This window comes from Catellatospora methionotrophica (genome assembly GCF_011297335.1).
Taxonomy (GTDB): Bacteria; Actinomycetota; Actinomycetes; order Mycobacteriales; family Micromonosporaceae; genus Catellatospora; species Catellatospora methionotrophica.
The window spans coordinates 225682-248576 of record NZ_JAAOTJ010000007.1 but is presented as its reverse complement, the minus strand read 5'-3'; the positions used below and the strand labels follow the sequence as shown (position 1 = coordinate 248576).

General features: G+C 64.3%; 25 protein-coding genes. 3 read left to right on the top strand and 22 right to left on the bottom strand.

Going from position 1 to position 22895, the window contains the following annotated elements; all coding sequences use genetic code 11:
- Positions 1-3: 3 nt before the first annotated feature.
- The 3 genes from HAV40_RS19015 to HAV40_RS19005 all read right to left on the bottom strand — a co-directional run bounded on the left by HAV40_RS19015 (position 4) and on the right by HAV40_RS19005 (position 3984).
- Positions 4-1458: a recombinase family protein gene (locus tag HAV40_RS19015; RefSeq protein WP_166383065.1), complete on the bottom strand. Its 1455-nt coding sequence runs from the start codon at positions 1456-1458 to the stop codon at positions 4-6.
- A 349-nt stretch (positions 1459-1807) separates the two neighbouring features.
- Complete coding sequence (locus HAV40_RS19010) at positions 1808-3061, bottom strand: DUF3631 domain-containing protein (RefSeq protein ID WP_166383063.1); 1254 nt, start codon at positions 3059-3061, stop codon at positions 1808-1810.
- Positions 3058-3984, bottom strand: coding sequence for a bifunctional DNA primase/polymerase (locus HAV40_RS19005; RefSeq protein WP_166383061.1), 927 nt, complete (start codon positions 3982-3984; stop codon positions 3058-3060). The genes HAV40_RS19010 and HAV40_RS19005 overlap by 4 nt, the downstream gene beginning before the upstream one ends.
- A 65-nt stretch (positions 3985-4049) precedes the next feature.
- Here HAV40_RS19005 and HAV40_RS19000 point away from each other — a divergent pair, with 65 nt between their 5' ends.
- Complete coding sequence (locus HAV40_RS19000; protein WP_166383059.1) at positions 4050-4238, top strand: hypothetical protein; 189 nt, start codon at positions 4050-4052, stop codon at positions 4236-4238.
- 98 nt (positions 4239-4336) lie between these two features.
- Here HAV40_RS19000 and HAV40_RS18995 read toward each other — a convergent pair whose 3' ends face one another.
- The 14 genes from HAV40_RS18995 to HAV40_RS18935 all read right to left on the bottom strand — a co-directional run bounded on the left by HAV40_RS18995 (position 4337) and on the right by HAV40_RS18935 (position 12481).
- The gene (locus HAV40_RS18995; RefSeq protein ID WP_166383057.1) at positions 4337-4681 is read right to left on the bottom strand and encodes a hypothetical protein; all 345 of its coding nucleotides are present in this window, start codon (positions 4679-4681) and stop codon (positions 4337-4339) included.
- Complete coding sequence (locus HAV40_RS18990; protein ID WP_166383055.1) at positions 4678-4947, bottom strand: hypothetical protein; 270 nt, start codon at positions 4945-4947, stop codon at positions 4678-4680. The genes HAV40_RS18995 and HAV40_RS18990 overlap by 4 nt, the downstream gene beginning before the upstream one ends.
- 156 nt (positions 4948-5103) lie before the next feature.
- Entirely contained in the window at positions 5104-7179 is a 2076-nt protein-coding gene (locus tag HAV40_RS18985) for an AAA family ATPase (protein WP_166383053.1), read from the bottom strand.
- A gap of 2 nt (positions 7180-7181) precedes the next feature.
- On the bottom strand, positions 7182-7430 hold the full coding sequence (locus tag HAV40_RS18980) for a hypothetical protein (RefSeq protein WP_166383051.1): 249 nt from the start codon (positions 7428-7430) through the stop codon (positions 7182-7184).
- Positions 7427-7885, bottom strand: a complete 459-nt coding sequence (locus HAV40_RS18975; protein ID WP_166383049.1) for a DUF3307 domain-containing protein — start codon at positions 7883-7885, stop codon at positions 7427-7429. Before HAV40_RS18975 ends, HAV40_RS18980 begins: the two co-directional genes overlap by 4 nt.
- Positions 7886-8028: 143 nt before the next feature.
- On the bottom strand, positions 8029-8469 hold the full coding sequence (gene ssb, locus HAV40_RS18970; RefSeq protein WP_166383047.1) for a single-stranded DNA-binding protein: 441 nt from the start codon (positions 8467-8469) through the stop codon (positions 8029-8031).
- A gap of 97 nt (positions 8470-8566) precedes the next feature.
- The gene (locus tag HAV40_RS38910) at positions 8567-8695 is read right to left on the bottom strand and encodes a hypothetical protein (RefSeq protein ID WP_275413456.1); all 129 of its coding nucleotides are present in this window, start codon (positions 8693-8695) and stop codon (positions 8567-8569) included.
- A 96-nt stretch (positions 8696-8791) separates the two neighbouring features.
- Positions 8792-9079 (bottom strand): hypothetical protein, encoded by a 288-nt coding sequence (locus HAV40_RS18965; RefSeq protein WP_166383045.1) that lies wholly within the window; start codon positions 9077-9079, stop codon positions 8792-8794.
- Positions 9076-9498, bottom strand: coding sequence for an AAA family ATPase (locus HAV40_RS18960; RefSeq protein WP_166383043.1), 423 nt, complete (start codon positions 9496-9498; stop codon positions 9076-9078). The genes HAV40_RS18965 and HAV40_RS18960 overlap by 4 nt, the downstream gene beginning before the upstream one ends.
- A 12-nt stretch (positions 9499-9510) precedes the next feature.
- Positions 9511-10695, bottom strand: coding sequence for a hypothetical protein (locus HAV40_RS18955; RefSeq protein WP_166383041.1), 1185 nt, complete (start codon positions 10693-10695; stop codon positions 9511-9513).
- Positions 10692-10883 (bottom strand): hypothetical protein, encoded by a 192-nt coding sequence (locus tag HAV40_RS18950; protein WP_166383039.1) that lies wholly within the window; start codon positions 10881-10883, stop codon positions 10692-10694. Before HAV40_RS18950 ends, HAV40_RS18955 begins: the two co-directional genes overlap by 4 nt.
- Positions 10880-11176, bottom strand: a complete 297-nt coding sequence (locus HAV40_RS18945) for a hypothetical protein (RefSeq protein ID WP_166383037.1) — start codon at positions 11174-11176, stop codon at positions 10880-10882. The genes HAV40_RS18950 and HAV40_RS18945 overlap by 4 nt, the downstream gene beginning before the upstream one ends.
- The gene (locus tag HAV40_RS18940; protein WP_166383035.1) at positions 11173-11577 is read right to left on the bottom strand and encodes a hypothetical protein; all 405 of its coding nucleotides are present in this window, start codon (positions 11575-11577) and stop codon (positions 11173-11175) included. The genes HAV40_RS18945 and HAV40_RS18940 overlap by 4 nt, the downstream gene beginning before the upstream one ends.
- A 94-nt stretch (positions 11578-11671) precedes the next feature.
- Positions 11672-12481, bottom strand: coding sequence for a GIN domain-containing protein (locus tag HAV40_RS18935; RefSeq protein WP_166383033.1), 810 nt, complete (start codon positions 12479-12481; stop codon positions 11672-11674).
- A gap of 674 nt (positions 12482-13155) precedes the next feature.
- Between HAV40_RS18935 and HAV40_RS18930 the strand changes: the two genes are divergently transcribed.
- The gene (locus HAV40_RS18930) at positions 13156-14151 is read left to right on the top strand and encodes an NsdA family TPR-like regulatory protein (RefSeq protein WP_203671140.1); all 996 of its coding nucleotides are present in this window, start codon (positions 13156-13158) and stop codon (positions 14149-14151) included.
- Here HAV40_RS18930 and HAV40_RS18925 read toward each other — a convergent pair.
- From HAV40_RS18925 to HAV40_RS18915, 3 genes are all read right to left on the bottom strand, one after another.
- A complete protein-coding gene (locus HAV40_RS18925; protein WP_166383031.1) occupies positions 14144-14734 on the bottom strand; it encodes an NUDIX hydrolase in 591 nt (196 codons plus the stop codon). The genes HAV40_RS18930 and HAV40_RS18925 overlap by 8 nt on opposite strands.
- A gap of 1028 nt (positions 14735-15762) precedes the next feature.
- A complete protein-coding gene (locus HAV40_RS18920; protein WP_166383029.1) occupies positions 15763-17691 on the bottom strand; it encodes an AAA family ATPase in 1929 nt (642 codons plus the stop codon).
- Between the two features lie 657 nt (positions 17692-18348).
- The gene (locus HAV40_RS18915) at positions 18349-19650 is read right to left on the bottom strand and encodes a PIN-like domain-containing protein (protein ID WP_166383027.1); all 1302 of its coding nucleotides are present in this window, start codon (positions 19648-19650) and stop codon (positions 18349-18351) included.
- A gap of 442 nt (positions 19651-20092) precedes the next feature.
- Here HAV40_RS18915 and HAV40_RS18910 point away from each other — a divergent pair, with 442 nt between their 5' ends.
- Complete coding sequence (locus tag HAV40_RS18910) at positions 20093-20242, top strand: hypothetical protein (RefSeq protein WP_166383025.1); 150 nt, start codon at positions 20093-20095, stop codon at positions 20240-20242.
- A gap of 263 nt (positions 20243-20505) precedes the next feature.
- Here HAV40_RS18910 and HAV40_RS18905 read toward each other — a convergent pair whose 3' ends face one another.
- On the bottom strand, positions 20506-20688 hold the full coding sequence (locus tag HAV40_RS18905; protein ID WP_166383023.1) for a hypothetical protein: 183 nt from the start codon (positions 20686-20688) through the stop codon (positions 20506-20508).
- 456 nt (positions 20689-21144) lie between these two features.
- Positions 21145-22887, bottom strand: a complete 1743-nt coding sequence (locus HAV40_RS18900; protein ID WP_166383021.1) for a glycosyltransferase family 87 protein — start codon at positions 22885-22887, stop codon at positions 21145-21147.
- Between the last annotated feature and the right edge of the window lie 8 nt (positions 22888-22895).

The window sequence follows — 22895 nt, the reverse complement described above, 5'->3', positions numbered from 1 at the left end:
GACTCACCACCGAGAAACCGGCTGAACCTTTCCGGAGCCATAAGGTCCGGGGTGGATCACGATGCGCGCCAGGACGGCCCTGAGCGCGTGGTTCCGTTCCTCGGTGGTGAACCGTTTCCACTCGTCGCGGATGGTTCGGAAGGCAGGCAGGGGGTCTGCCCCCTCCGTGGCGAGTCGCTCCTCCTCGGCCTCAAGTTCAGTCGAAGTCGCAGCGATCGCAAGCTTGATCTCTTCTCGCTGCTCTTTGTAGTCCTCTTCATCTACCACCCCATCGGTGTACGCCGCGAGCAGCCGTTTGCGCTTCGCGGCTAGCCGAGATAGCTCTCCTCGGAGGCGGCTCACCTCTATTACCGATGCTTCGGCCCGCTCGAATCGCTCAGCCTCCTCGTCAATATCTACACCGCCTACAGATTCCCGCTCGATCCATTCCATGACCACCAACTCAAGGCGAACGTTGGAGATTCGGTTGGACGGATGAACCTTGGTATCTTGCGCGTACTTGCAACTCCAGTTGAGATAATTCTTGCGGCCCGATCTAACGGCAATCATCGGTCTGCCGCACGCGTCGTAGCCGCAGACGAGGAGGGCGCTAAATGCGTGCGTTGCTCGTCGATGTCGCACGGGTAGGCGCGCCATTTCGGCGCGCCTTCGCTGATATGCCTTCCACACATATTCGGAAATTACGGGCTGATGAGCACCCCTGCGCCACTTGTCGAAATGTTCCGGTCGTCGTCCGGATTGCGTATCGCTCCGTTCGCGTATTAGTCCAGCGGCGAAGCCATTGTCAAGCATGAGCCGAATTGAGGTGTCGGTCCATAGTTTGTCTTGCGTCGTCCGCAGCCCACTGGCGTTCCATTCGCCTGCCAGTGAGGCTAGCGACTTACCGGAGACGTACCGGTTATACGCCTCACGCACTAGCTCTGCTTCGTTTTCTTGAACTCTGTACCCAGTCTCACGGCTGTATGTATAGCCCAGCCTCTTCTGTGTGGTGTGCGGCAATCCGTTGCGACGGCGCTTGCCATGTGTCTCTTTCCAGCTATCACCGATTTGGTTGCTCTGTAGCTCAGCGATGAGCAACATCTGATCACGCGTGAACCGGCCAACGCTCGTCGTCGGGTCAAAGTCCTCTGTCGCCGCTCGGACCACGCCTCCTGCCTGCTCGGTGATTGCAAGGTATAGGAGCGATTGCTGGAGATTCCGCCCCCATCGTGACCATTTCCAAAGGATCACATGCTTCCATTGAGAAGCTTCAATCCCTGCGATTACTTCGTCAATACGCCGCTTGGTGAAACTGCGGCCGGATCGGTCGATGTCCTCAATGCGGCGCACGATGTCCAGGCCGTGGCGCTTGGCGAATGTTTCGATCTCAAACATTTGCAGCTCTGGAGAGATCAGCTCCTCCCTGCCCATCACGGCCGAAACGCGGATGTAGGCAACTGCCTTCTTGTTGACACTCATGCCGTGCGCCCCGCTGCCCGCGCTAGACGTTCGCGCCGGTGAGCCGCCGCGTGTGCCTTAGCTACGACAATCCAGAACTCAGCCCAGCACTCGGCCTTGGCCGGAAGAGGGAAAGCGTCTCGCCGAGTGGGATCCATTGGGCCGCCACCATGGCTGCCCGCGCAATGCATCGCACTGTGGGGGGTCGGGCGTATCGACGGCTTGCAGTTAGCCGTCTGAGAGCGAACCTGAGCCATGATCGTGCCTCCATGGGTGTCTAAGGTTGGGTCAGGAAAATGGGGGCGATCACGCATGCCGCCGAAGGTTGAGATAGAAGCGCGCCCGCAATGGGATACGGGCGCGCTGGCAATCAGCTGGGGTTGGCGAGACGTAGGTGGCGGGGGGTACCCGTACCAGCCGTACCAGCCGTACCATCGCCGGTCAGGGGCGGTACGGGATCTTGAGTGGTACGGCTTGAGCCGTACCACGGGACATCGGTCGGGACATCGCCAATCGCGGCGGCGGCAGTGTTCGCGCTGGTTGGCGGGCAGTAGCGGTTCCAGGAGTCCCAGAAGTCGCCCGCGCGGTAGCCCTTGGCCTGTCCGATCGGTTGCTCGAACCGGATCGTGTCGGAGCGGATGTCGTACTCCCGCAGCAGTCCGGCGAGCTTGATCGGGGTGAGACCGGTTCCGTCGTGGCGCGCCCAGGGTGCCTCCTGGTCGGCCTTGAGCCGGTCGATCAGCATCCCGGTCGGCAGTGCCTCATCGGTGCCGAACGCGGTCCGGCAGTCGGTAAGCAGCCGCACGCGGTCTGAGGCGATGGCGTTCTTCTCGGCCTCGCCCGTGAGGACCAGCGAGGCGGCGCGAGCGCGCTCGCGCCAGGTTCCACCGGCCGCGTCTGCGATGACGATCAGCGGTTCCCAGGTGTCGGCGGCGCGGTCTTCCAGGGGCATGACCGGCTCGGCGCTCTCCAGCTCGGGCAGGAGTGGGGTGAGCCAGGCCGATAGCTCGGCTGACAGCTTAAGCATCTGGGGCCGGTCGCGCTTGATCCGCCAGGGCTTAACAGTCTCGCCGGGAGCGCGGCGGCGCATCTTGACGACTACGGCCCTGTCTTCGATCGTGTCGGGCATCTGGCCGATGCCTGCGAGGGCTGCCATGCAGAATGTCTCGATGGTCTCCACTCGCTGGGTGTTGGCGTCGTATCGGATGGCGGGGCGTCCGCGCTGGTGGCCTGCGTTGAGCAGGCCGCGAAGGTCTTCGTTCTCGCCCGCCTTGGGACCGAAAATGGTGTCTGCCTCGTCTACCAGCAGCGTGAGCGCGTTGCCTGCGCCAATGGAGCGGTAGACGGCGGCAGGGCTTGCGTTGACGGTCATGAGCGGGTTGTGGCTCGCGCCCTCGACCACGTCTAGCAGTCGAGACTTTCCGCAGCGCTTCTCCGGGGCACGAATGACCAGCCGGGGCGCGTACGCCCAGGCATCCTGCGCGTGCGTCGCCGCGATCCAGAGTGTGACCGCGTCTGCGGCTTCCGGGCAGGGCAGGATCACGTAGCGCACGATCATCGCGTGAACCCGGTCGAGCAATTCCGCACCGTCGATGGTGGGGCGTGGCTTGGCTGGTCGGGTCATAGTGTCACTCCTTCTGCGGCGAATCCGTCTCGGATGGCGTTGGGGGTGGACTTGGCCCAGGGCCAGCGTGCGGCGTCGCACGCGGCCACGAGCTGGTCGTAGGCGTCGGTTTTGGTCATGTGGCCTGTGGCGACGATGAGCGCTGCGCCGCGTGCGCAGCCGTAGAGAGTTACGCGGCGGCGGCCGTCGGGGGCCTGGTGGATGCGGTCGACCAGCGTGGCCATGAGCCGGTCGGGGTGGGATATGGCTCCCGCGCTGCGCGCGGGCAGCGCGGGGACCGGGCGGCGGGCCGGTGCGGGCCGCAGCTCGGCGACGCACGCCGCAACTAGCGCGGGGGCCATATCCATCACGGCCGCGTCCTGGTCGGCCCAGCGGTACGGGCGACCGGTGGCCGGGTGGAGCGAGGGCGGGGCGAGCACGTACCCGCCGTCGGCTTTGACGTCGATGCCCGGTCCGAGCCGCCGCGCCTGGTCGCACGGCACCGGGCGGCCGGGGTGGGCGTAGTACAGGTGCAGGCCGCCTGACCCGGTGTGTACGTAGCGGGTGGGTGGGGTCAGTCCGCGGTTGATGAGGGCGCGCAGGGTGATGTGTCCGTCATGGCGGGGGTCGACGTCGATGACGACCAGGCCGGATGGCGCGCCGGTCCGGATGGCCAGCAGCCCGCGCGGCACGGCGGCGAACATGGCCGTGATGCGGTCGGGGTCGGTGCTGGCCGCGTAGAACCCGTGGCAGGTCAGGCAGCCGCACGTCTGCGGGTCGTGCGGCGTCTTGTCGCGCCGGGCGGCGTGACAGGTTCGGCAGAGAGCTACGGGCCGTTTGGACCGGCTGAGCAGGAACACTGGCCAGCCGTTGGTGGCGTAGCGCAGCGCAGCCGCCAACCAGGGGTGAGCCGCCGTAGGCGGCCTTTCAGGGTCCACGGTCATCGCCGGTCACTTCGCAGCGCAGCCGGAGGTGTTGGCGATAGTGCTAGATCCGTATCCTGCCCCCTGTGGACTACGCGACTCAGACTTTTCCGAACGCGTCTTGGCCTCGCGCTTTGCGCGTGGCGGGATGGATCGTTTTTGGCATCGGCTTCTTCGGTGGCGGGGAGAAGGCCCTGCTCACGGGGGGCGTTGTGTTGATCGTCGGGTACCTGATGCGCATTGAGGACGCGATCAGGCAGAACAAAGCTCAGTAGCGCTCGCTCCGGGTCCGGCGTTGCTTCCACAGGCGAATTGCGGCGCGGCACAGCCGTGACCGGGTGTTCAGTCGCCGTAGGCGGCCTTTCAAGCCCTGTCACGACCGGACCCCCGCCGGCTGGTCGGTGCCGAACACGCGCCCGATGACCAGGTGCGTGACCGCCATGAGGTGGCGGGCTTGGGCCTGGGCGGTGTGCTCGTCGTCGGCCAGGTCGAGCATGACGCGTAGCTCTACCCGGTCGCGGCCGGACCGGTCGCGGCGTCGGGTGCCGACAAGGCGGCCGTACTCGACCAGCCAGGTTTCCGGGCGGGACTGGTGTGCGCCGTCGGGCATGGTGAAGGCGGTGCAGTGGTGCCCGCCCTCGCACCACTCGGGGTGTCCGGCGCTTTCGTCGCGCCGGGCGCGAGCGGGCCGCCCGCTGGTGATCGCGCGGGCGTTCATGAGGTGTATCGGTCCTTGGTCGCTGCGGCGGCGTCGGCCTGGGCGTGGGCGTCGGCTACCTGGTTGTAGATGCGTCGGCCGATCCGCAGCCTCAGTCCGGAGCCTTTGCAGCGGCGGCAGGCGGTTACTTTGCGTAGAAGCCAGGTGCGTCGGTGGCCCTGGCCGGAGCAGGTCCGGCACTTGCCGAACGGCAGGACCCAGCACAGCAGGACATAGATGAACGTTGCGGCTATGAGGGTTGCGGTAACGATCAGTTCGGGTGTCACGGAAGGCCTCCACGGGCGGTTTCGGGGCCAGTTTCGGGCATGGCGTTACCCGTTACCTGGTCAGAGTCGTTGCAGGCAGGGGCCGGGTTGGGGAGGTAACGGCACGGGTAACGCAGGCGTTACCTCTGTCCGTGCCGTTACCTCCGCCGTTACCGGCTAGCTCTGCCCGCGCTGGGCGAGGATCGCGGTCAGTTCGTCGCGCCGGTAGCCCTTGAGGACCCGTCCGGCGACCTTCACTCCCTGTGACGTCACGCCGAGTCCGCGCGCCATGTCCGACAGCGCCTCAGCGGTCAGCGTCGGGTAGGCGTTGGGCCACCGCTCGGTCAGCGCCGGGGCGGCGACCGACCAGTGCTGGCCGTTGTCGGCCGACACGTCGTGCAGGTCGGCGACCAGGTCCCGCGCGGCGGGCAGGTCGGTGCCGATCGGACGTCGTCCGCCGCGCAGCGCGACGGCGCGGGCGAGGATCGCTGCGGCCTGGTCGGGGGTGGGGTACTGGGACCGGACCGACGTCGGGGCCGGTCCTCCGGTCATGACTCCCCATCCGGCGTCGACCACGGGCCGGTACACGGTTCCGGTGATCCCGCGCTTGTACGCGCCGGTGCCCAGGATCATGTCGTTTTCGACCTGGCCAGCCACCGACAGGCACCACCGGTTGGTCACGCACCGGGTGATGTTCGGCGGAAGGCTGTTCTTGTCCGGTATCTGGGTCGCCAGGATGACGATGATGTTCAGCGCCCTCGCCCGCTTGATCAGCCGTTCTGCCGCGTCGGCGGCGTCCTTGTCGGCGGCGAACAGCTCGTGCGCCTCGTCGATGAGGATCACGATCGGGTGCAGGCCGCTGCCCTTCTTACGGGCCAGCTCGGGCGTGACCTTGCCCTCCGGGGCGTGTCCGGCCTGCTTGGCGGCAAGGATGCGCTTGCCGCGCCGCTCGGCCTCGCCCAGCGCCCACGTCAGGATCGCCGCGCCCTGGCGGATCGCCTCGTCGTCGACACCGACGACGTAGGTCGAGCACAGCGGCTCGAAGTCGATGAAGTCGCCGGTGCCCTTGAACTCGGCAATCTTGAACTCCACCGTCGGATCGAGGGCGAAGACCAAGCCCAGGGCGCGGGCGGCGTAGCTCTTGCCCGATCCGGGCTGCCCGCCGAGCAGGAACGAGCGCGCGAACCCGCTGGTCTTGACCGGCCGCTGACGCTCGTCCGACCCGAACTCCTCTTCGGTGAACACGCTGGTGACGGCGTTGTCGGCCAGCAGCGACCAGCGGGGGGTGCCCATCTTGGAGGCGGGCTGGTAGCCGACCCACAGGTCGAGCTGTCCGGCGTGCTCGGGGCCTGCGGTCGGCCAGACCTGGTCGACCGGCAGGCGCAGCGCCGACGACAGCGCGGCGCGCTTTTCGATGGCCTTGACCGCCTCGATGCCCAGCGGCAGGTTCACCCTGGCCAGCCAGCCAGGGCCGTCACGGTGGATCGGCGAGGGGAACTCGACCTGGCCGCCGTCGGTCAGCCCGGCCAGCCGCAGCGATACGAGGGCTGCCCGGACCTGCTCGGCGGTGAGCCGGACGAACTTCGGGGCGTCGGACACGCGGTCGGTGATCGGCGCGTCGGCGGGCTTGCCCGCCTGGGCAGCGACGGCGACCGCGCCGACAGCGGCGGCGTACCAGCCGATCGGCGGGACGACGCCGGACACCTCCAGCACCTTCGCACCCACGCCCATGGCGAGGCTGGCAGCACCCAGCAGCATCCAGCGGGGCTTGGACTCCTTGGACCTGGTCCGGTTGAGGGCCTGCCAGGTGTAGGCGTCGGCCTTGCTGGCCGCGTGCTGGCGCAAGCCCCAGTTGCCCTCCTCGGCGCTGGCCCAGCGCAGCACGCGCCGCGCCAGCCGGAACGCCCCGCGCGGGGCGTAGAGCAGGACCCGCCCGCCGTATTTGGGGGCGCGCAGGGCGTGGAACGCGGCGTAGTAGCCCGCGTCGTCGACCAGGGCGCGAACCGTGGCGCGCCGGGTGTGAGCCGACAGCATCCACGTGGGCACCAGTGGCACGCGGCGCCGGGCGTCACCGCTGGTCGCGTCCGCCCACGTCAGCGTCAGCTCGGCCTCTTCCGGGGCGTCGACGGGCGCGCCCTGGTCGGGCCGGTACACGGTGTAGGACTCGGCATCGGCCGGGCCGTGCTGGTCGGGCGCGGCCGGGCGGGTCGGGTCGTCTTCGTTGCTGTTGAAGATGATCGGGGTGATGGCCATGGCTATCTCCGTTCAGCGTCGAGGATCGCGGTTTCGATGCGCTGTGTGACCTGCTGGAACAGGACGGCCCGGCCCATCGTGGGCCGTTCGACCTCGGACCGGATGAGTTCGTGGATGGCGACCACGGCCGTGATCAGGCCGGTGAACCGCTCCCGCAGCCACGCCTCTGCCTGCTGAAGGCGGCGCAATTCGCGTTCCATGCGGGTGAGCTCGGCGCGCAGCGCCGAGCAGTCGTCACAGAAGCGGCTCATGCGCCACCGCCGATGACCAGCGCGGCCACGAACAGGAAGAACACGTGCCAGGACTGGTCCAGGGCGTACGCGCCGGTGCCCAACGAGGGGTTGTCGTCGCGGCCGGGCCGGGGCGCGCCCAGGCGGTAGAACACGCCGGAGCCCAGGGCGTCAGCAATGCGCCGCAGCGGTGTGCGCCGGTCGGCGATGTAGTGGGTCACGGCCGAGATGGTCAGACCGATGCCAACCGGCACCGAGTGCAGCGGTAGGCCGGTCACGGCCGCGACAGCGACCAGGGCGATAAGGCCGGTCAGGGTGTAGGTGAGCACGTGCGTCAGGCAAGCGATCCGGCCCTGGTGTCCGGGCTGGCCCTTGTGGTCGGCCTGGTGCTGGGTCTGCACCCAATGGTCGGCGACCTGGTGCGCGGCGTACAGCGCCGCGAATGCCGCTGCGAACGCGGCTACGTTGCTGGTCATACTGGGTTCGCTCCTTCTGTGAGGGGTAGGGACACGGCCGGTTCTTGGCAGGGCGGGCCGTGTCCCGCGTGGGTCGCCGAGCTGGCGGCCACCGCACCGGCCAGACCTGGTCGGCCTGGTCGGCACGGTGGTGGCCGGTCGGATCAGAACGGCGGCTCGTCACCGCCGTTGTCGCTGGCCCAGGCGTCCTCGCCAACCGCCGGCGGTTGGCCCGCCGAGCGGGTCAGCTTCTTGACCTGGGCAGTCGCGTAGCGCAGCGACGCACCGACGTCGTCAACGTCGAGCTGGAAGCCCTGGCGCTTGTCGCCCTCCGGGGTCGTCCACTGGTTGAGCTTCAACCGGCCGGTGACCACGACGCGCGAGCCCTTGACCAGGCTGTTGGCGACGTTCTCGGCCATGTCTCGCCACACGGTGCAGTTCATGTACAGCGGCGCGCCGTCGGTCCATGCGCCCGTGCCCTTGTCGAACTGGCGGGGCGTGCTGGCAACACTGAACCGGCACAGCGCCGCGCCGGTCGGGGTGAACCTCAGCTCGGGGTCCGCGGTGAGGTTGCCGACCAGGGTCAACACGGTCTCGTTAGCCACGGGGGCTCCTTCGAGGTGGTGGTGCCGGTCGCCGATCTGGCGGCCACCGCACCGACCAGACCTGGTCGGCCTGGTCGGCACGGTGGTGGCCGGTGGGCTACTTCTTGCTGGTGTTGGCGGCGATGTTGCGGCGCATCTGCTCAGCGACGTCGGCCTTTCGGGCGTCGCCGTCACGCTTGGCCTGCTCGGCGATCTCGCGGAGCTGGGCGTCGGTGTTGTCGGCCACGAGGGCTCTCCTTCGGGGTGGTGGTGCCGGTCCGCCGATCTGGCGGCCACCGCTCCCGGCCAGGGGGTGAGCCCTGGCCGGGACGGTGGCGGCCGGTCAGCGGCGCGGGAACCCCGGCATCGCGACCTCGCCCAGCCCGGACGGTGCCGCGTTCAGCACGGCCGGGTCGACGGGCAGCAGCGCCATCCGGTGCTGCTGGGTCACCTGCTCTGCCCGGTAGGCCAGCCACAGCAGGTAGTCACCTGCCCGCTCCAGCGCGTACTGGCGGCACGCGTGCTCGTCGGCCAGGACGTCACCGACCCACATCGCCAGCGCCTTGAGCTGGTCCGACAAGGCGTCATCAGGGCGCATGTCCGGGTGGGTGTCGTCAGGGTGATCGCTCATCGGTCACCCCTGGTGAGCCAGCGCTCGGCCATCCCGAGGATCACCTCACGCCCGACCTGCTCGGCCTGGGGCCGGGCCGCGTCGCGGTCCAGGCACACCGCCACCGGCACGTCCCGGAAATCGACCACGACGTGAGCGGCCCCGTATCTGGTCGCGGTCCTGGTGAGCATGGCCACGACCGCGTCAGGCAGGTTGGTGTCGTCGCAGATCACGTCACGGCCAGCCATCAGCACCCGGCTGATCGCGAACACGTTGATCTCCGTGATCAGGTCCTCGGCGATCCTGTCGCCGTGGGGAAATGCGTCCCCGAACAGCATCCGCCGCTGGTCATCGCGGTTGACCCGCAGACCGGGCTGGGCCTTGGCCCAGGTCGACTTGCCCGAACCGGGCAGGCCGCGAGTGATGGTGAGAGTAGGCACGTCAACCTCCAGTCAGTCGCGGGAGCGGGTGATGGATGCAAGATCGAGGTTCATGTCGACCAGGCGCGGAGCGCCCTGGTCCGGGCGGGCCTTGGCGACGTAGCCGTCGAACAGACCGATCAGGAAAGCCACGGTCGCGCAGCCGATCGGGCCAACACAGTGGGCCAGCATCGACCCGAACTGCTCGGCGCTGCTGGCCGTCGGGTCGCCCGCACCGATCATGTTCAGCACCAGCGATGTACTCAGCGCAGCCCACTCGATGGCCGTAGCCGATCCGTCGGTGTTGCCTCCGGCTGAGCGCAGCATCGCCCGACCGATGATGATCAGACCGACGATCGCGATGAGCGCGGGTTCCATCGCCCACGCCGCCCACCAGCCCGCCGACCCGGACTCCAGGTCGAGCAGCCGCACGACACCGGCCTGCACGCCGGTCGTCGACCAGGCCGCGAACGCCATCAGCAGCGGAATCCCAGCGGCCAGGGTCGCCGAGCGGACCCGCGCCACGCGCAGCGCCCGCATCTCGGCCGACTGCTGGATCTGCGACCGCAGCCGCGCCCTGGTCCCCGAACGCTGAGCACGCCGGTACAGCGCACCCAGCGCATCCGCCTCAACCGCGTCACGTGCCCGGTCACGGCGCGCCCGCTCAGCGGCGCGCGCCTGCTCCCGCACGTCATCCATCGCGATGCGGTGCTCGGCCTCCAGCGCCTTGCGGGCCAGCAGGTCACCGCGCTGTGCGCTCAGCAACGCACGCTGCGCGTCGAGCTTGGCGGCGACCTCGTGCGCCTGAGTGCGCTCGGCGGCCACCCGCTCGGTCCGTGGCGGCGCGACGACCGGGATCGGCTCGGCCGCAACCGGGCCGATCTTCGGTGGCGCTTCCACGTCCACCCGGTACAGCGGCTCGTCCAAGGCCGTGATCGGCCCGTCGGGCACCTGCGGTAGCACCGACACGACCGGTGCCACCGGCGCGGGCGGCGCGTCCGGGGCCGCGTCGGTGACCGGCTCGGCCACGGTGGCGGACAGCTCGGCGGGCGCGTCGGTCAGCGTCGACAACAGCGCCTTGGCCTTGTCGGTGCCGATCCGGAAGCGGCGCATCGTGGCGCGGGCCGACGGGGTCCCGTCCAGTTCGGCGGACCACTTGTGGAAGTCGTCGACCAGGTCGGCGACAGGGGTCGGGAAAGAGCTGGTCGGTGCGGTCATTTGGGGCCTCCAGTCAAGGGGTGGCGTCGGGTGACGGTCGCGCTCACGCGCACGTCGTAGGCACCCGACGGCATCGGTTCAGATACGTCGCTTAGGGCGCTGACCTGCTCCAGCAGGTACAGCAGGGCGGCCACGTCATGGCGTGCGCCGGTCAGGACCAGGACCACCGGCCCGTGCTGCGCGGTCATCGCGCGGCCTCGGCGGCCTGCCGGTCGACCTTGTGCGGCCCGCACAGGTGGGCCTTGCCGCTGCTGGTTTCGCGGATGGTGTTCGCGTGGCGGCGGATCGGTACCGGCTTGCCGGTCCTCACCGCAGCGGCCTGGGCGCTCCAGCAGTCATCGCAGTCACGCTGGCCACCAAACGGCCGGTAGCGGACCTCGCCCGGCCCCAGCGGAACAGGCGCGCGGCGAACCTGCGGCGGCGGCGCGGGAGGTGGCGGAGCGACCTGCTGACCGGTGAACAGGTCGAGCTGGGCGGTCACCGCGCCGCCTCACGGCGGGCAGCCGCAGCGCGCGAGCATGTGAACCGCACGCGGTTGCGGTGGGTCCGGACCTCGGCCAGCCGTCGGCGGACCTCGGCGCGCTCCAGCTCGGTCAGCTCCAGGTCCTCACCGCGCATCGCCCGCGCCACCGCGACCTCGTCGATGTAGGTCGGGTCGGCCTCCAGGATCAGCGGCAGGTCGAACTCCAACGCGACCAACAGATCAGCGGTCAGGGCCTTCGCCCACGCGTCCTCGCAGGCGATGCCGCCGAGCAGGTCGGCCAGGTCGTGGATGTGGCCCGCGCAGTGACGCGCGGCCACCGGCGCGAGGGGGTTGGTGTGGGTCAGCCAGGCAGCGCCCGGCTCATCGGCCGGTGCCGCAGCGATAACCTTGGTAGGCATCGTGATTCCTCTCAGGGATGGGTGCGAAAGGCCCCGACCGGGTCGCATCCGGTCGGGGCCGCTTGTTGTGCTGCTGACCAGCGGTCGGCGCTGGTCAGCACTGGTGGATGGTGATGCGGCCGAGGCCGGAGGTGTGCCGGTCGACCGAGCCGGTGACACGGTTGACGGCGATGTGGCCCACGCCGGACACCTCCAGCTCGGCCGGACCGTCAACGATGCCGCCGAACCCCAGGTTTCCGGTTCCAGACACCCGCGCGGCCATGTCGTCGACCTGGCCGCCATCGATGACGACGCAGCCCGTGCCGGACACGCTCACCGACAGCCGGGGGCCGGTGACCTCAGTGATGTGGACGTTCCCGGTGCCCTGCACACGGATGCGGGTCGCGCCAACGCTGCCCGCCTCCACCGTCGTGGCCGACCCCGTGACCCGCAGCGGGCCATGGGTCGACCCGACGCGGTAGGACCCGATCGTGGTGTCGGCGATCGTGACCGGCGTACCGGTCCGGACCGTGACCCGCACGCGGGCCGGAGCCGGGGCCTGCGGCATGTCGTCGAGGTTGATCCGACGGCCGTTGACGATGACCTCACCGGACCCGCCCGAGATCACGATCCCGCTGCCACCGATCTGGACCATGCCGCCGCTGACCTGGCCGACCATGGTCCCGACGCGGGCGTTACCGGACACGATGTTCACTCCACCGCCAGCGGCGATGACGGTTCCGCTTTCCGGCCCGGCCACGTACAGCACACCGCCGTCAACGCCGACCGTGACAGCCCGCTCGGACTCAGCGGACCCGATCACGCTCACCACGGCCGTGCCGGGCGACAGGGTGTCGTCCACGTCGACGACAGAGTTTGCCAGGTTGGCCAGGTGCAGCGACGCGGCCTGGAAGGTCTCGATCACGAATACTCCCTGCTCAAGAAGGACGGCCCCGCCCGGATGGGTGGGGCCGTTGGTCGCCACCAAGGCGGCCACCGCGACAGCTGGGCGCATGTCCCAGATCCGTGGAGGCTGTCCGCACGCCGCAAGCGCGCGAGGTGGTTTGCGATACGGGGCGGCCTGGCACGTTCCAGGCCGCCCCGCGTCGATGCACGGCCCTGTGCCGTGCTGGTCGCCTTTTCCGGGAGGCGACGACCCAAAAGATCGCTATGAAGTTCTCAATGATCAAGCGGTCAACAGCAGCCATGGGCATGCGCGGCTACGCCGCCTTCCCTGGGATCTACTGGGCCCGCATCTGAGAGTACATACTCAGTCTGTACTTCGCAACATGTCGTGTCGTCCGACGCCGGTACGGTCGTCGCCGTTGGTTCTCGGTGCTGTGTCCAGCTTCGCCCGCGAAGGTGGCTGCCCACAGAGGACTCGTGGGGACGGGAGAGGACTCCTATGCGGACGCATTGGGTTTGCCAAAGTCCCGATGGTTGGGCATGTTGATCCACCAAGGGGGACGGATGCACGCAACGGAGATCAATGATCTGTGTAGGTCGCGCGGCTGGTCACGCGCTCGTCTGATTCACGAGCTACGGCGGGTAGCGAGGGAGAGTCACGACGAACTACCGGCGGACGCCAGCCTGCGCCGGATGATCAGGGAGTGGGCTACTGGCCGCCGTGGGTTCTCGGCCTTCTATGCAGGGTTGATGGGAGCTGTATTCGGAGCCGACTTTGCATCGGGCAAGTCGACTGCCGAAGCACGCGAATCTCACACCGAGCCGGAGCTACTCGACAGGCTCCAGAGCGCGGCCACTGTCGATTCAGGGCTGATTCTGCTGCTGGAGCAGCAGACCGAGATGCTCCGAGTCCTGGACCGCAGGCTAGGTGCAGTTCACCTGTTGAAGCAGTCGGAGCAGCATCTGGCACAGCTGGGTGACCTGCTCTGCCATAGCCTGCCTGGCCCGCTTAGGACGGCGCTCGGCGCAACCGCAGCGGAAGCGGCGGCGCTGGCAGGCTGGCAGGCTCTGGACCTCGGAGACGCGGCAAAGGCGTGGAAGCACCACGAGACTGCGAAGAACGCTGCACGAGAGTCGGGTGACCTCGCGATCTTGGCCCACGTAACCGCGCAGCAGGCATATGCCCTGCTCGATGCCGACCGAGCCGAGGAGGCCGCGCACCTCATGAAGTACGCCCGCGAGTCGGCCGGCACAGCGATTCCTGAGTTGATGCGGTCTTGGCTCTGGGCTGCCGAGGCGGAGTCTTTGGCGGCGCTGGGGGAAGCTTCGGCCTCACGGGCTGCGCTCGACGAGGCGGAGCGGCTGTTGCCACCCAGCCCGGCCCGGGCGGAGCTGCCGTACATCGTGCTCGACAGCACGCACCTCGGCCGCTGGCGCGGCCACTGCCTTGCTCGGCTGGGAGCGACCGAAGCAGTCGAGGACCTCACAGAATCGCTGGCGGGACTCGATTCGACGTTTGCGAGAGCAGCGGCAGGTCTCCACGCCGACCTCGCGTTGGCCTACTCTGTTCGAGGCGATCACCAGGAGGCTCGCGAGCAGGCAGGCAAGGCGCAGGCGCTGGCCAACCGGACATCATCAGTCCGGCAGAAGCAACGCATCGCCCGCCTGCTCAGCAGCGGGCTCAGTTGACGCGGTCGGTATCGCCGTAGGCAGCGCCCGGTCCGCTCATCGCGAGTACATGCAGTAGGGCAACCAGTGTGCCCGAGTTGCTGACCTGGCCAGCCCGGATCAGTGCTGGCACCTCGGTCAGCGGCATCCACTGCATACGTTCCATCTCGGTGGTCTCGGTTGGCTCGCCTACCTGCTCCGCACCTCGACCGAGATAAACGTGATGGGGGCAGTTCACCATGCCGATCATCGGCTCAAAGGTCACCAGGTGCTCCAGCGAGCGAGGCCGGTACCCGGTCTCCTCCTCGATCTCCCGCGCAGCTGCCACGGCGGGCTCCTCGCCCTGGTCGATAAGGCCTCCGGGCAGTTCCCAGTTCCACAGGTCGGGGACGAACCGGTGACGCCACATGAGCAGCACGTGGGTCTCCTCGTCATTCAGCAGAGCGGTCATCGCTGCTGCTGGCATCCAGACAGTGTGGTGCTCGAAGCGCTGGCCGTCCGGCAGTTCGACGTCCGTCATGTTCAGCCGGATCCACTCGCTCCGGTAGACGTTCCGGCTCCCATGCACGATCCAGCGGGTATCCGTGCCCTGTTCAGCGTTCATTGCCACCCCTATGCCTCGCTGTCACTCGACGTTGGGCGTCCGCCCACACCGGGGCGCGGGCGCGATTCGTGCCAGGTCACGATGCGGGCCGGTCGCCACATGTGTGTGCGGCCCACAGTCATGTCAGGCTCGGGCATCTGGCTACGGGCGCGGTAGGCGCTGATGGTCCCAACGCGCACGCCCAGGTAGGCTGCCACATCGCTGGTGGTCCACCATTCTGCTGCTTGATCGGGCTGCGTCGTCACGGGGCCATTCTGCCCTAGGCACTGCGGCCTCGCGACAGATCGTCAGGCCGTACCACGTACATGTCCGTGGTACGGATCAAGCCGTACCAGTCAAGATCCCGTACCGCCCCTGACCTGCCGTGGTACGGCTGGTACGGCTGGTACGGGTACCCCCCTCCGGCCGGGACACCCGAAGGCTAGAGGGGATGTCTAAGGTTGACCACGATCGCTGTTCGGCTCAGCACCAAGCGCCTTACTCACCAAACTGTGATTATGCCCGCGATCACGACGAATGCCGCGTGCCAACTACACCAACGAAACCTTCCATGCGACCGTCAAGGCGGCCCGCAAGCGGGCCGCGCCTGGCCGGACTTACCGGGCGGCGCTAATGCCTCCGGCCCGCGCGCCCGAGCCCGGCCAGCACGACAGATGACGGCACCGGCACCTCAATGCATGGATCGAACAAGCCGCAGCATTAGTTACCGAAGGTCAACGCTTGATCAGATGCGGTGGAGACGCAGTCAGACGTTGACGATCAGGCCGACGCCGACGAGCCCCGAGGACGTTGGTGATCAGACGGTAACCGCTCAGCCGCCGGAAATGATCTTTGTCAATAGGGTTGATCACCTGGATAATGACCAACTAATTGATTTTATGATCTAGGTTTCGCACGTCAGACAGACTAACTGACCGCAACTCCTGCCGCCGTCGATCCGTGCCACTTGATGTCTTCAAGGTTAAAGTCAACCCCTCAACCTCGGCTCCGGGGAGTTGAGGCACGTAATGGTCAACTTTGATCACGTGTTAACAATCAAGAACGACGCAAAACTTCTTATGAATGTCGGCAAGGACGGCCTTCGCTTCAGTTGCAAGCTCCACTCGATTACTACTGTTGAGTATCGAGCAGGCCACAGCGACTTTGCCTGGTATCGGCAAGCCAAGACGCTCACAGGCTAGCTTGACCTTGTCGACGATCATCCCGTCATCGTCGAAATTGACTTCCAATTTGACTTCACTGCCAACGGTTTCTCGAATGACAGTCTCGGCTGCCGAAACGTAAAAACGTGGGTCTATGAGGTCCTCTACGGCGCTACCCTTGGGGAGCGCCACAATGGATGCAGGGTCTACGCTTCGCTCGATGAGAAGCTTTTGCAATGCTTCACCGCCCTGGTCCCCATCCACTAGATATGCGACTTGGGCGGCCAACTCCTTCAAGCCGAGACCACTTCTTCCGAGGCTGGAAAGTCCGGGAGCAACCTGGTATGGCAAACTATCAGCGTCAAGTGCACGTCGAATCAATGTGGGTAGTAAAAGCATGTCGGTCGCCCCTTCGGCAAGAACCGCGCGTCTGCATGAGGAGAACGCAGCAGCACCGGCCCCCATAGCCACTAACAACGGAGAAAAACCGACAGATGTGGATCCCCAAAAGTGGTTACGAAGCTCACTTGACCGCGGGTCGTCTGCGGAAGGAATGACGAACCGCACTCCGGTACCGAGATCTGAGGGCAAGCAGCCAGGTGAATGAGTTGTGTAAAGTACCTGCTGCGCAAATTGTTGCTTTGCCAAGATACTCACAAGGTCGGCCTGAGCATCGTAATGGAGATGGCTTTCGGCCTCGTCTATCAGAAGGATAGTTTGAGGAGAGTCACTGGAATCTTCCTTTGCGCGCTTTGCCAACAGTTGCGTAGCCATTGAAAAATACGTTCTAAGTCCAGCGCTACGTTCCTCGATAGCAGTCCGGCTACCATCTTCATGAAGCTCATCAACTAGAACAAGAACTCTACTCCCGCTTACCTCAAGGCGAAGCGTTAGGTTCGACTGCCTCCACGTAGGCTCAAAAACTTCACGAAGCTTCTTATTGGCGTTCTTGAGCATCGTGTGCATCGTGGTAATGTCGCCGGCTTTAGCAGTTCGCCTCAGTCTGGTGACTGACAGCCCGCCGATGGAGAGCACATTTGCTAGGGCAACGGGCAGATCTGCATCACTATACTTATCGAGGTTGTATTCTGTCTTAAGTACGCTTGTGCTGGAATTGAGTAGTTCGAAGCTGGGTTCCCGTTGGGACAGGATGTCACGGTATGTATCGAAGACCGACTTGCCCAAGACGGACCGCAACCGACGATAAGCAGCCAAGGACTTAAGCTGCTCCGCAATCTTATTTTCGCGCTGAATCAAGTCATCTAGACTCAGCTCGCCTAGCCTAGCGCGCTCAGGCTCAGCGCCGTGGCGAAGTGGAGCCAATACGCTGTTTAGACGGCGAAGCACGTCATGCAGGTGGGCAACCTGCTCCGGTCGGTCTCGTTCCCATGAGCGCACTTCAATCATGATTAGTTCAAACATCTCGGCCAAAGCAGCGAAATCGCGCTGAATTGTTGGCACCGAACTTAAAGTTCTCTTGCCCGAGACAATCTTCGTGTAACTGATTCGCGTGCCGGGTTCCGGTGCGAGGAATGCTTGTCTGAGCAGTTCGCGATCTTTTGAGTCCAAAATGAAAGTGACTGTAAGAACTTTCGGAGATCGCGGACGTCCCGCCAATTGGCGAGGTAGGTCAGAGTCCGCTATTTCAGAGGGGTCGGCAATGGTCGTAAGAGCTTCAAGAAATGACGTCTTGCCTGCTTCATTGGGACCCAAGAAAGCTATGAGCTTTGCGTCGACATTTACCGAGGTGTCTACGAGACGACGAAAGCCATGTACGTGAACCTTAGTTAGGCGCATACTTCTGGGTCCTGTCACCGTAGCTTTGATGTGCACCGACGAAGACAGCACTTTAGTCGATCAGTGACCAGCGAGGCGAGCAAACGATCTTTACCTCACATGATCATTAAATTAATGCACCTTAGGCGATTTTAGTTAGCCGAACGGTCGAACCCGAACGGCGATCGTTGATGATCACTTGTTCAAGTAGGCGGCACGTTCATTAAGCAGATTGCTACGTACTGGCCTTGCAGGGGGGTCGACCTGGCCTTGCAGGGGGGTCAACGTTGACGACCTGGCCGACGGCGATGAGCACCAGGAACGCCGGTGATAAAGACGCGGCCGCTCAGCCAATGAAAATGATTTTTGTCGACAGGGTGATCAGCCAGACGAAGATCATTTATTTAGTTTATGATCCGTTTCGCACATCAGACGGATCATCTGACCGCAGCTCCCGCCGCCGTCGCATCCGTGCCACCTGATGTCTTCAAGGTCAAGGTCAAACCCCCAACTTCGGGCTCCGGGGAGTCGCACCCCGCCCACCATCGACCCGGGCAAAGCCTTCATGATTCCCCGACTTGGTCAAGGTCGTTCAGTCGGGGAGTGCTCCACCTTGACCAGGTCGGGGAATCATGACCACGGAGTGCGGGCCGACGGCAGACGAGGCTAGGGATGTTGCTCCGGGCGGCAAGCCGCTTAGTCGACGAGAGGGGGCTCCTGGTCGACTACGCCATTAATTGATGATTTGGGCTCCGAAGACGGATCATCCTCTTGTTGCACTATGCGCGCTTGCCGACGCGCAATCTCGTCAGGCAGCCAGTCTGACATCTCCAGCCTGAGGGTGCCGCGCATCTTACTCGCACCGCGCAATGTCGAAATAAATAGATCATTGAGATCGAGCTGCACCTGTACTCGCCCAGCAACACGCGAGGCAGTCTTGAGCTCCGCCTCCATCTTCGGGTTACCAGAATTTAACTGGATCGCACGGTTAATGCGGTCTAGACGCTCGCTCGAGAGCGCGCGATCTTGTAGCGCTTGCGCCAATAGTTGATCGCCAAGTTCTTCGCTGATGAAGAAATGCTTCTTTTTGCTATGTGACAACGATTGCCTAATGGCGTCCGATTGCTTTAGCGTCGATTCACTGACTTGTGTTTTAAGGATCGATTGCGCATAAATGAGGAATGAGCGCGTCGCCATTGCCACGAAATCCACGCCTGCGATGTCGTAGGCCTCTTTAACCAGATCCGGTAAGGCGGATATCGTGCGACCTTTCAACGTCAAGAACCAGTCGCTTTTGCTATCACGGGTGACGAACAGGAGAGGCTTCTGGCGTAGCTTCGCCTCTTTGAGGCTCTGATGCCAGAGCAAGTAGTCGCCACACGGATCGTCCTTACCTGCGTCTTTGAAGCCAGGGGGCTTTTCTGACTCTATTCGCTGGGTCGCTTCTTCGCGCGCCGCCTGCTCCTCCTCGGCTGAAAGCGGTCCGCCTGTCTTCCCGTCCAGAAGCGCCTGAAGCTCTCGCAATACGGGGTCGTCGGTGATAAAACGGTCGGAAATGCCGTGCTGTGCCCTTAAGTCATTTATCTTCTCATGTAGGACATCGAAGGCTTTGGCGAACTCGCCAAGCAGCGAACGTTGATGGTCACCGGTAAGTGCAACACGATTGGCGAATTCGCGAACGTGCTTGACGAACTCGTCGTCGTGCTTCTTACGAAAATCTGCCAATGCTTTTAGTAGATCATTGTATGAGTCGTCGTAACCGACCATTACCTTCGATCGGTTGCGATGGAACTCTAGGGCCACCTGATGTGGCACCCATAACCGATCGCCAAGGCTCCTCAGTGCGGCGAACAGCTCATTTCGAGCATTACTCGTGTACCTATAGGCATCAAGAAGAACGTTCGCGTCCACTACGACAAGACCCTCGGACATGGCCGTGGTTTGGCGCGACCTCGACGGTGGGAGGAAGTGGGCGAAGCCATCGCTAAAGGTGGTCATTGTGGGGTCCTAGCCGAATGTTGGATGGAGCTGTCAGAATCTCGCGACTTAGATCGCCTCACAAGCGGAATTTCAGTCGCCCACCGGACAGATCCCGCCTGCTGTGGTGCTGTACAGCAACGCCGTTGCCCGTACCAAGCCGTGCTTGCCCCTCGTCAGGCCGTGAAGCTCGGCATAAACGCCTGCTGACCGAGCCGCCAGTGGCCCGTAGTTTGAAGGCCGACGTCAGGCCGCCTCCAGGCCGTCGAGCCTGCCTCCGGCCGTTGCCAGGCCGTCAAGCGGCGACCAACGACGACCGGTATTGCCTGACAACGCTAAGCGGAACATAAGCCCAAAGGGCATGCTGATCGCTTGACCATGAGGACGACGGACGAGGCGGCCTGTACGCCGGATTCTGGCCACGCTGGCGGGTCTGGGGGGGTAGTTACAGCGTCCGACGATCGTGCGCACGTACTACATCGACGGCCCGACCGCGGAGCCCATCACCGACCGGGCACATGCGCTGCGCGTGGCCGCGGGCATCCTGACCGGCAAAGCGGTCGGCCAGCACACGGCCGCCAAGCCCAAAGACACCTTGCTCGAAGGCATCTGACCGTACCCCCGGCGACCGAGCCGAAGGCGTGGTCGGAGGTCAGGCCGACCGGCTCGCCCACCTGCGCCCGGACGAGTACAGCGGATGGGGGTGCCGAGCAGGTCGCTGCGGCGCTCAAGCCCCACGGCGTCGGCACTGTCCAAGGGTCGGCACCCGACCCCACGACCGGCAAGGGTGCCAACCGGCGGGCATCGTCCGGACCACGTGACCCACGCGCTCACCGAACATGACGGACCCTCGCACGATCTACGCAGGTGCCAGTATCAGTCGGACTTCTTGTGCCTGATTGCAGCCTCAATCAGGAGCAGCGCGCCGCCAATTACCAGGAACGCTGCTACCGCCGATGCATCGTCCGGAACCTGACTGCCGTCGTTGGTGATTGCGAACAGTATCAAACCTCCGACGATGCCACTGAGGCCTACCGCTCCGCTCCAGTCAACCTTCACGATTCGCAGGATACGGGGCGAGCGCCATTACCGCTGTCCTGTGCAGGGTGAGTAACTGGCCGATGGCCAAAACCCTGAAGGTCCGCCCCCGGCGGCTCACCCGTCGGCAACTGCTACGCCAGCCCCCAACGGCTGGCCAGTGTTCCTGCTACCGCCGATCCAACGGCCCGTCGCGGACTGCGCCGCCTGCCAGAAAGCCAAGGTCGACGGTATCCTGCATGACCGGCAGGCGTGCCGGTGCTTTACCTGTCAGTGGGTTGATGCGGCCCCACCGACCCGTACCGCACCGCACCCGGGCGATGACGACCGGTGCCGCACGCCTGCTTGCCATCCGCGCCGGCGAACCTCCGGCCTGGTCGTCATCGAATAGGCCCGACGCCCGCACAAAACAAGCCCGGCAACACTGTGAATGAGCAGGACGATTGACCTAAGAAGTAGTTACTTCGTTCTCGACTACTATCGATCATCCCGCGTCGACAGAATCTTCGAGGCTCCAGAATAGACCATCTGACCCGTCGCATCGTAACCGACCAGGTCGACAGCATCGCTTGGCTTGACGGCGTATCCAAAGTACCGAACACCGTCCACCGTGGAAATCTTGACCGGCTCTCCGCTGGGTCGACTCTGCGTGACAGAGATAATCCGGGCAACCTGCGATCCGACAACGCCTCGGACAAATAAGATCTTGGCGTTTCCTTCGACCGCAATATTAACTGGCACCTCCGCCATCTTCAGCCCAACTTCGCAGTCATTCCCCATTATTTGATAATGAACAACAGACTGAGTGCAGCTCTGAACACCTATCCTCACGACTTCAACCTGCCACTTAACTCCATCAATTTCACCCGATGAGAGCGTCATAACCAGCTGTTGGCCACTTGGGCGCAGCACTTCCGGTGTTGTGTTGCCGCACCCGCCGAGAAGTAATGTTGCCGCTAGACAGGGTATCGCCATTTTCATAATTTTAGAACCCGCGCCCTTATCGGTTGATTGAGATGGGATATTGAACCTTAAAATTGAATGACTCTGGACAAGAGTAGTGCCGATCTTCGCGATTTCGGTAAACGGAAGAAGACCGGCAACGGCTAGTGCCAGCAGGCCACGTGCGTTACCGCCTAGCTGCGCCGCTGCAGGGAACGCCTTCGCGGTTATGGTTCCTAGGGGCACAATCATGATCACTAGCGCGATGGTCCGCCACAGATAGGTCGTCCACCGCCGATCGAACGAAGCGGCAGCGGCAAATACGAGCCAGACCTGGTGATGAGTCCAGGATACAGGCGAAATGGCAATTGCAGTTGCTCCTATGACGCTTGCTCCCACGACAAGATGCTCATTACGCGACGCTCGCACTCCTCGCCAGAGACCAAGTGCGAGTATGGCGGCAGACAATAGGATTAGGATCACAAACTTCTCGACTCCATTTATCCCAAGTCGCAAGAGCATACCATTAATCGACTGATTGCCACCATTCGAAAGGTCGCCGATCCGGTCCGTTGCCGATAGTAGTTCGAACCAAAAATAGCTCGAGTCGCTCGGCAGCAAAAGCCAGGCAACTCCGGTGCAACCCGCAAAAGTAGCGAGACTCATAAATGCCGTGCGTCGCTGTCCCGATAGCCAATAATAGGGAATAAATATCAATGGTGTGAGCTTTAGGGCGGATGCTACTCCTGTAGCAATACCTCTATGGCGCGCCGGAACGATCTTTAGTGCGTCGATCAGGACCAGAGCCACAAGGACCCAAGAGATTTGCCCAAAGCGGATGTTGCTCGACATCGGCGCCGAAACGAAGAGAACTACTGCGACAGCAGGCGTCCACCACGGAGCGGCCTCAGAGTTCCTGCCCCTTATTTTCGACCCAATCGCTACTGAAAGTATGACAATTAGCGATACTGTACCGATAAACCAAAGCCATCCGGCCGTACTTTCAGTGATCAAACCTAGGGGCGAGAGCACAAGGCCAGCGAATGGAGGGTAGGTGAACGGATCGCCATTTTGCGCGGCGAAAATGTAGAGGGAGCCATCATCGATTAGCGTGCGGACTGAACCATAGTAAACCGCCAGGTCGGCGAACGTATCTGATGGTGGCCGACGCAGCGCGGCGAAGGCATAGACGGTTACAATGCCTATAGCTGTGGCCCAGATAATGCCTGCAGCTACGCTGGCCTTAGTGCTACTTAAGCCCATACGCTCCCCCCACAAGATGATAG

What these genes read in the sequence shown, in the direction of transcription:
- HAV40_RS19015 (WP_166383065.1), bottom strand. Translation starts at nt 1,458, where the DNA reads ATGAGTGTCAACAAGAAGGCAGTTGCCTACATCCGCGTTTCGGCCGTG.
- HAV40_RS19010 (WP_166383063.1), bottom strand. Translation starts at nt 3,061, where the DNA reads ATGACCCGACCAGCCAAGCCACGCCCCACCATCGACGGTGCGGAATTG.
- HAV40_RS19005 (WP_166383061.1), bottom strand. Translation starts at nt 3,984, where the DNA reads ATGACCGTGGACCCTGAAAGGCCGCCTACGGCGGCTCACCCCTGGTTG.
- HAV40_RS18995 (WP_166383057.1), bottom strand. Translation starts at nt 4,681, where the DNA reads ATGAACGCCCGCGCGATCACCAGCGGGCGGCCCGCTCGCGCCCGGCGC.
- HAV40_RS18985 (WP_166383053.1), bottom strand. Translation starts at nt 7,179, where the DNA reads ATGGCCATCACCCCGATCATCTTCAACAGCAACGAAGACGACCCGACC.
- HAV40_RS18980 (WP_166383051.1), bottom strand. Translation starts at nt 7,430, where the DNA reads ATGAGCCGCTTCTGTGACGACTGCTCGGCGCTGCGCGCCGAGCTCACC.
- HAV40_RS18975 (WP_166383049.1), bottom strand. Translation starts at nt 7,885, where the DNA reads ATGACCAGCAACGTAGCCGCGTTCGCAGCGGCATTCGCGGCGCTGTAC.
- HAV40_RS18965 (WP_166383045.1), bottom strand. Translation starts at nt 9,079, where the DNA reads ATGAGCGATCACCCTGACGACACCCACCCGGACATGCGCCCTGATGAC.
- HAV40_RS18955 (WP_166383041.1), bottom strand. Translation starts at nt 10,695, where the DNA reads ATGACCGCACCGACCAGCTCTTTCCCGACCCCTGTCGCCGACCTGGTC.
- HAV40_RS18950 (WP_166383039.1), bottom strand. Translation starts at nt 10,883, where the DNA reads ATGACCGCGCAGCACGGGCCGGTGGTCCTGGTCCTGACCGGCGCACGC.
- HAV40_RS18940 (WP_166383035.1), bottom strand. Translation starts at nt 11,577, where the DNA reads ATGCCTACCAAGGTTATCGCTGCGGCACCGGCCGATGAGCCGGGCGCT.
- HAV40_RS18930 (WP_203671140.1), top strand. Translation starts at nt 13,156, where the DNA reads ATGATCAGGGAGTGGGCTACTGGCCGCCGTGGGTTCTCGGCCTTCTAT.
- HAV40_RS18925 (WP_166383031.1), bottom strand. Translation starts at nt 14,734, where the DNA reads ATGAACGCTGAACAGGGCACGGATACCCGCTGGATCGTGCATGGGAGC.
- HAV40_RS18915 (WP_166383027.1), bottom strand. Translation starts at nt 19,650, where the DNA reads ATGACCACCTTTAGCGATGGCTTCGCCCACTTCCTCCCACCGTCGAGG.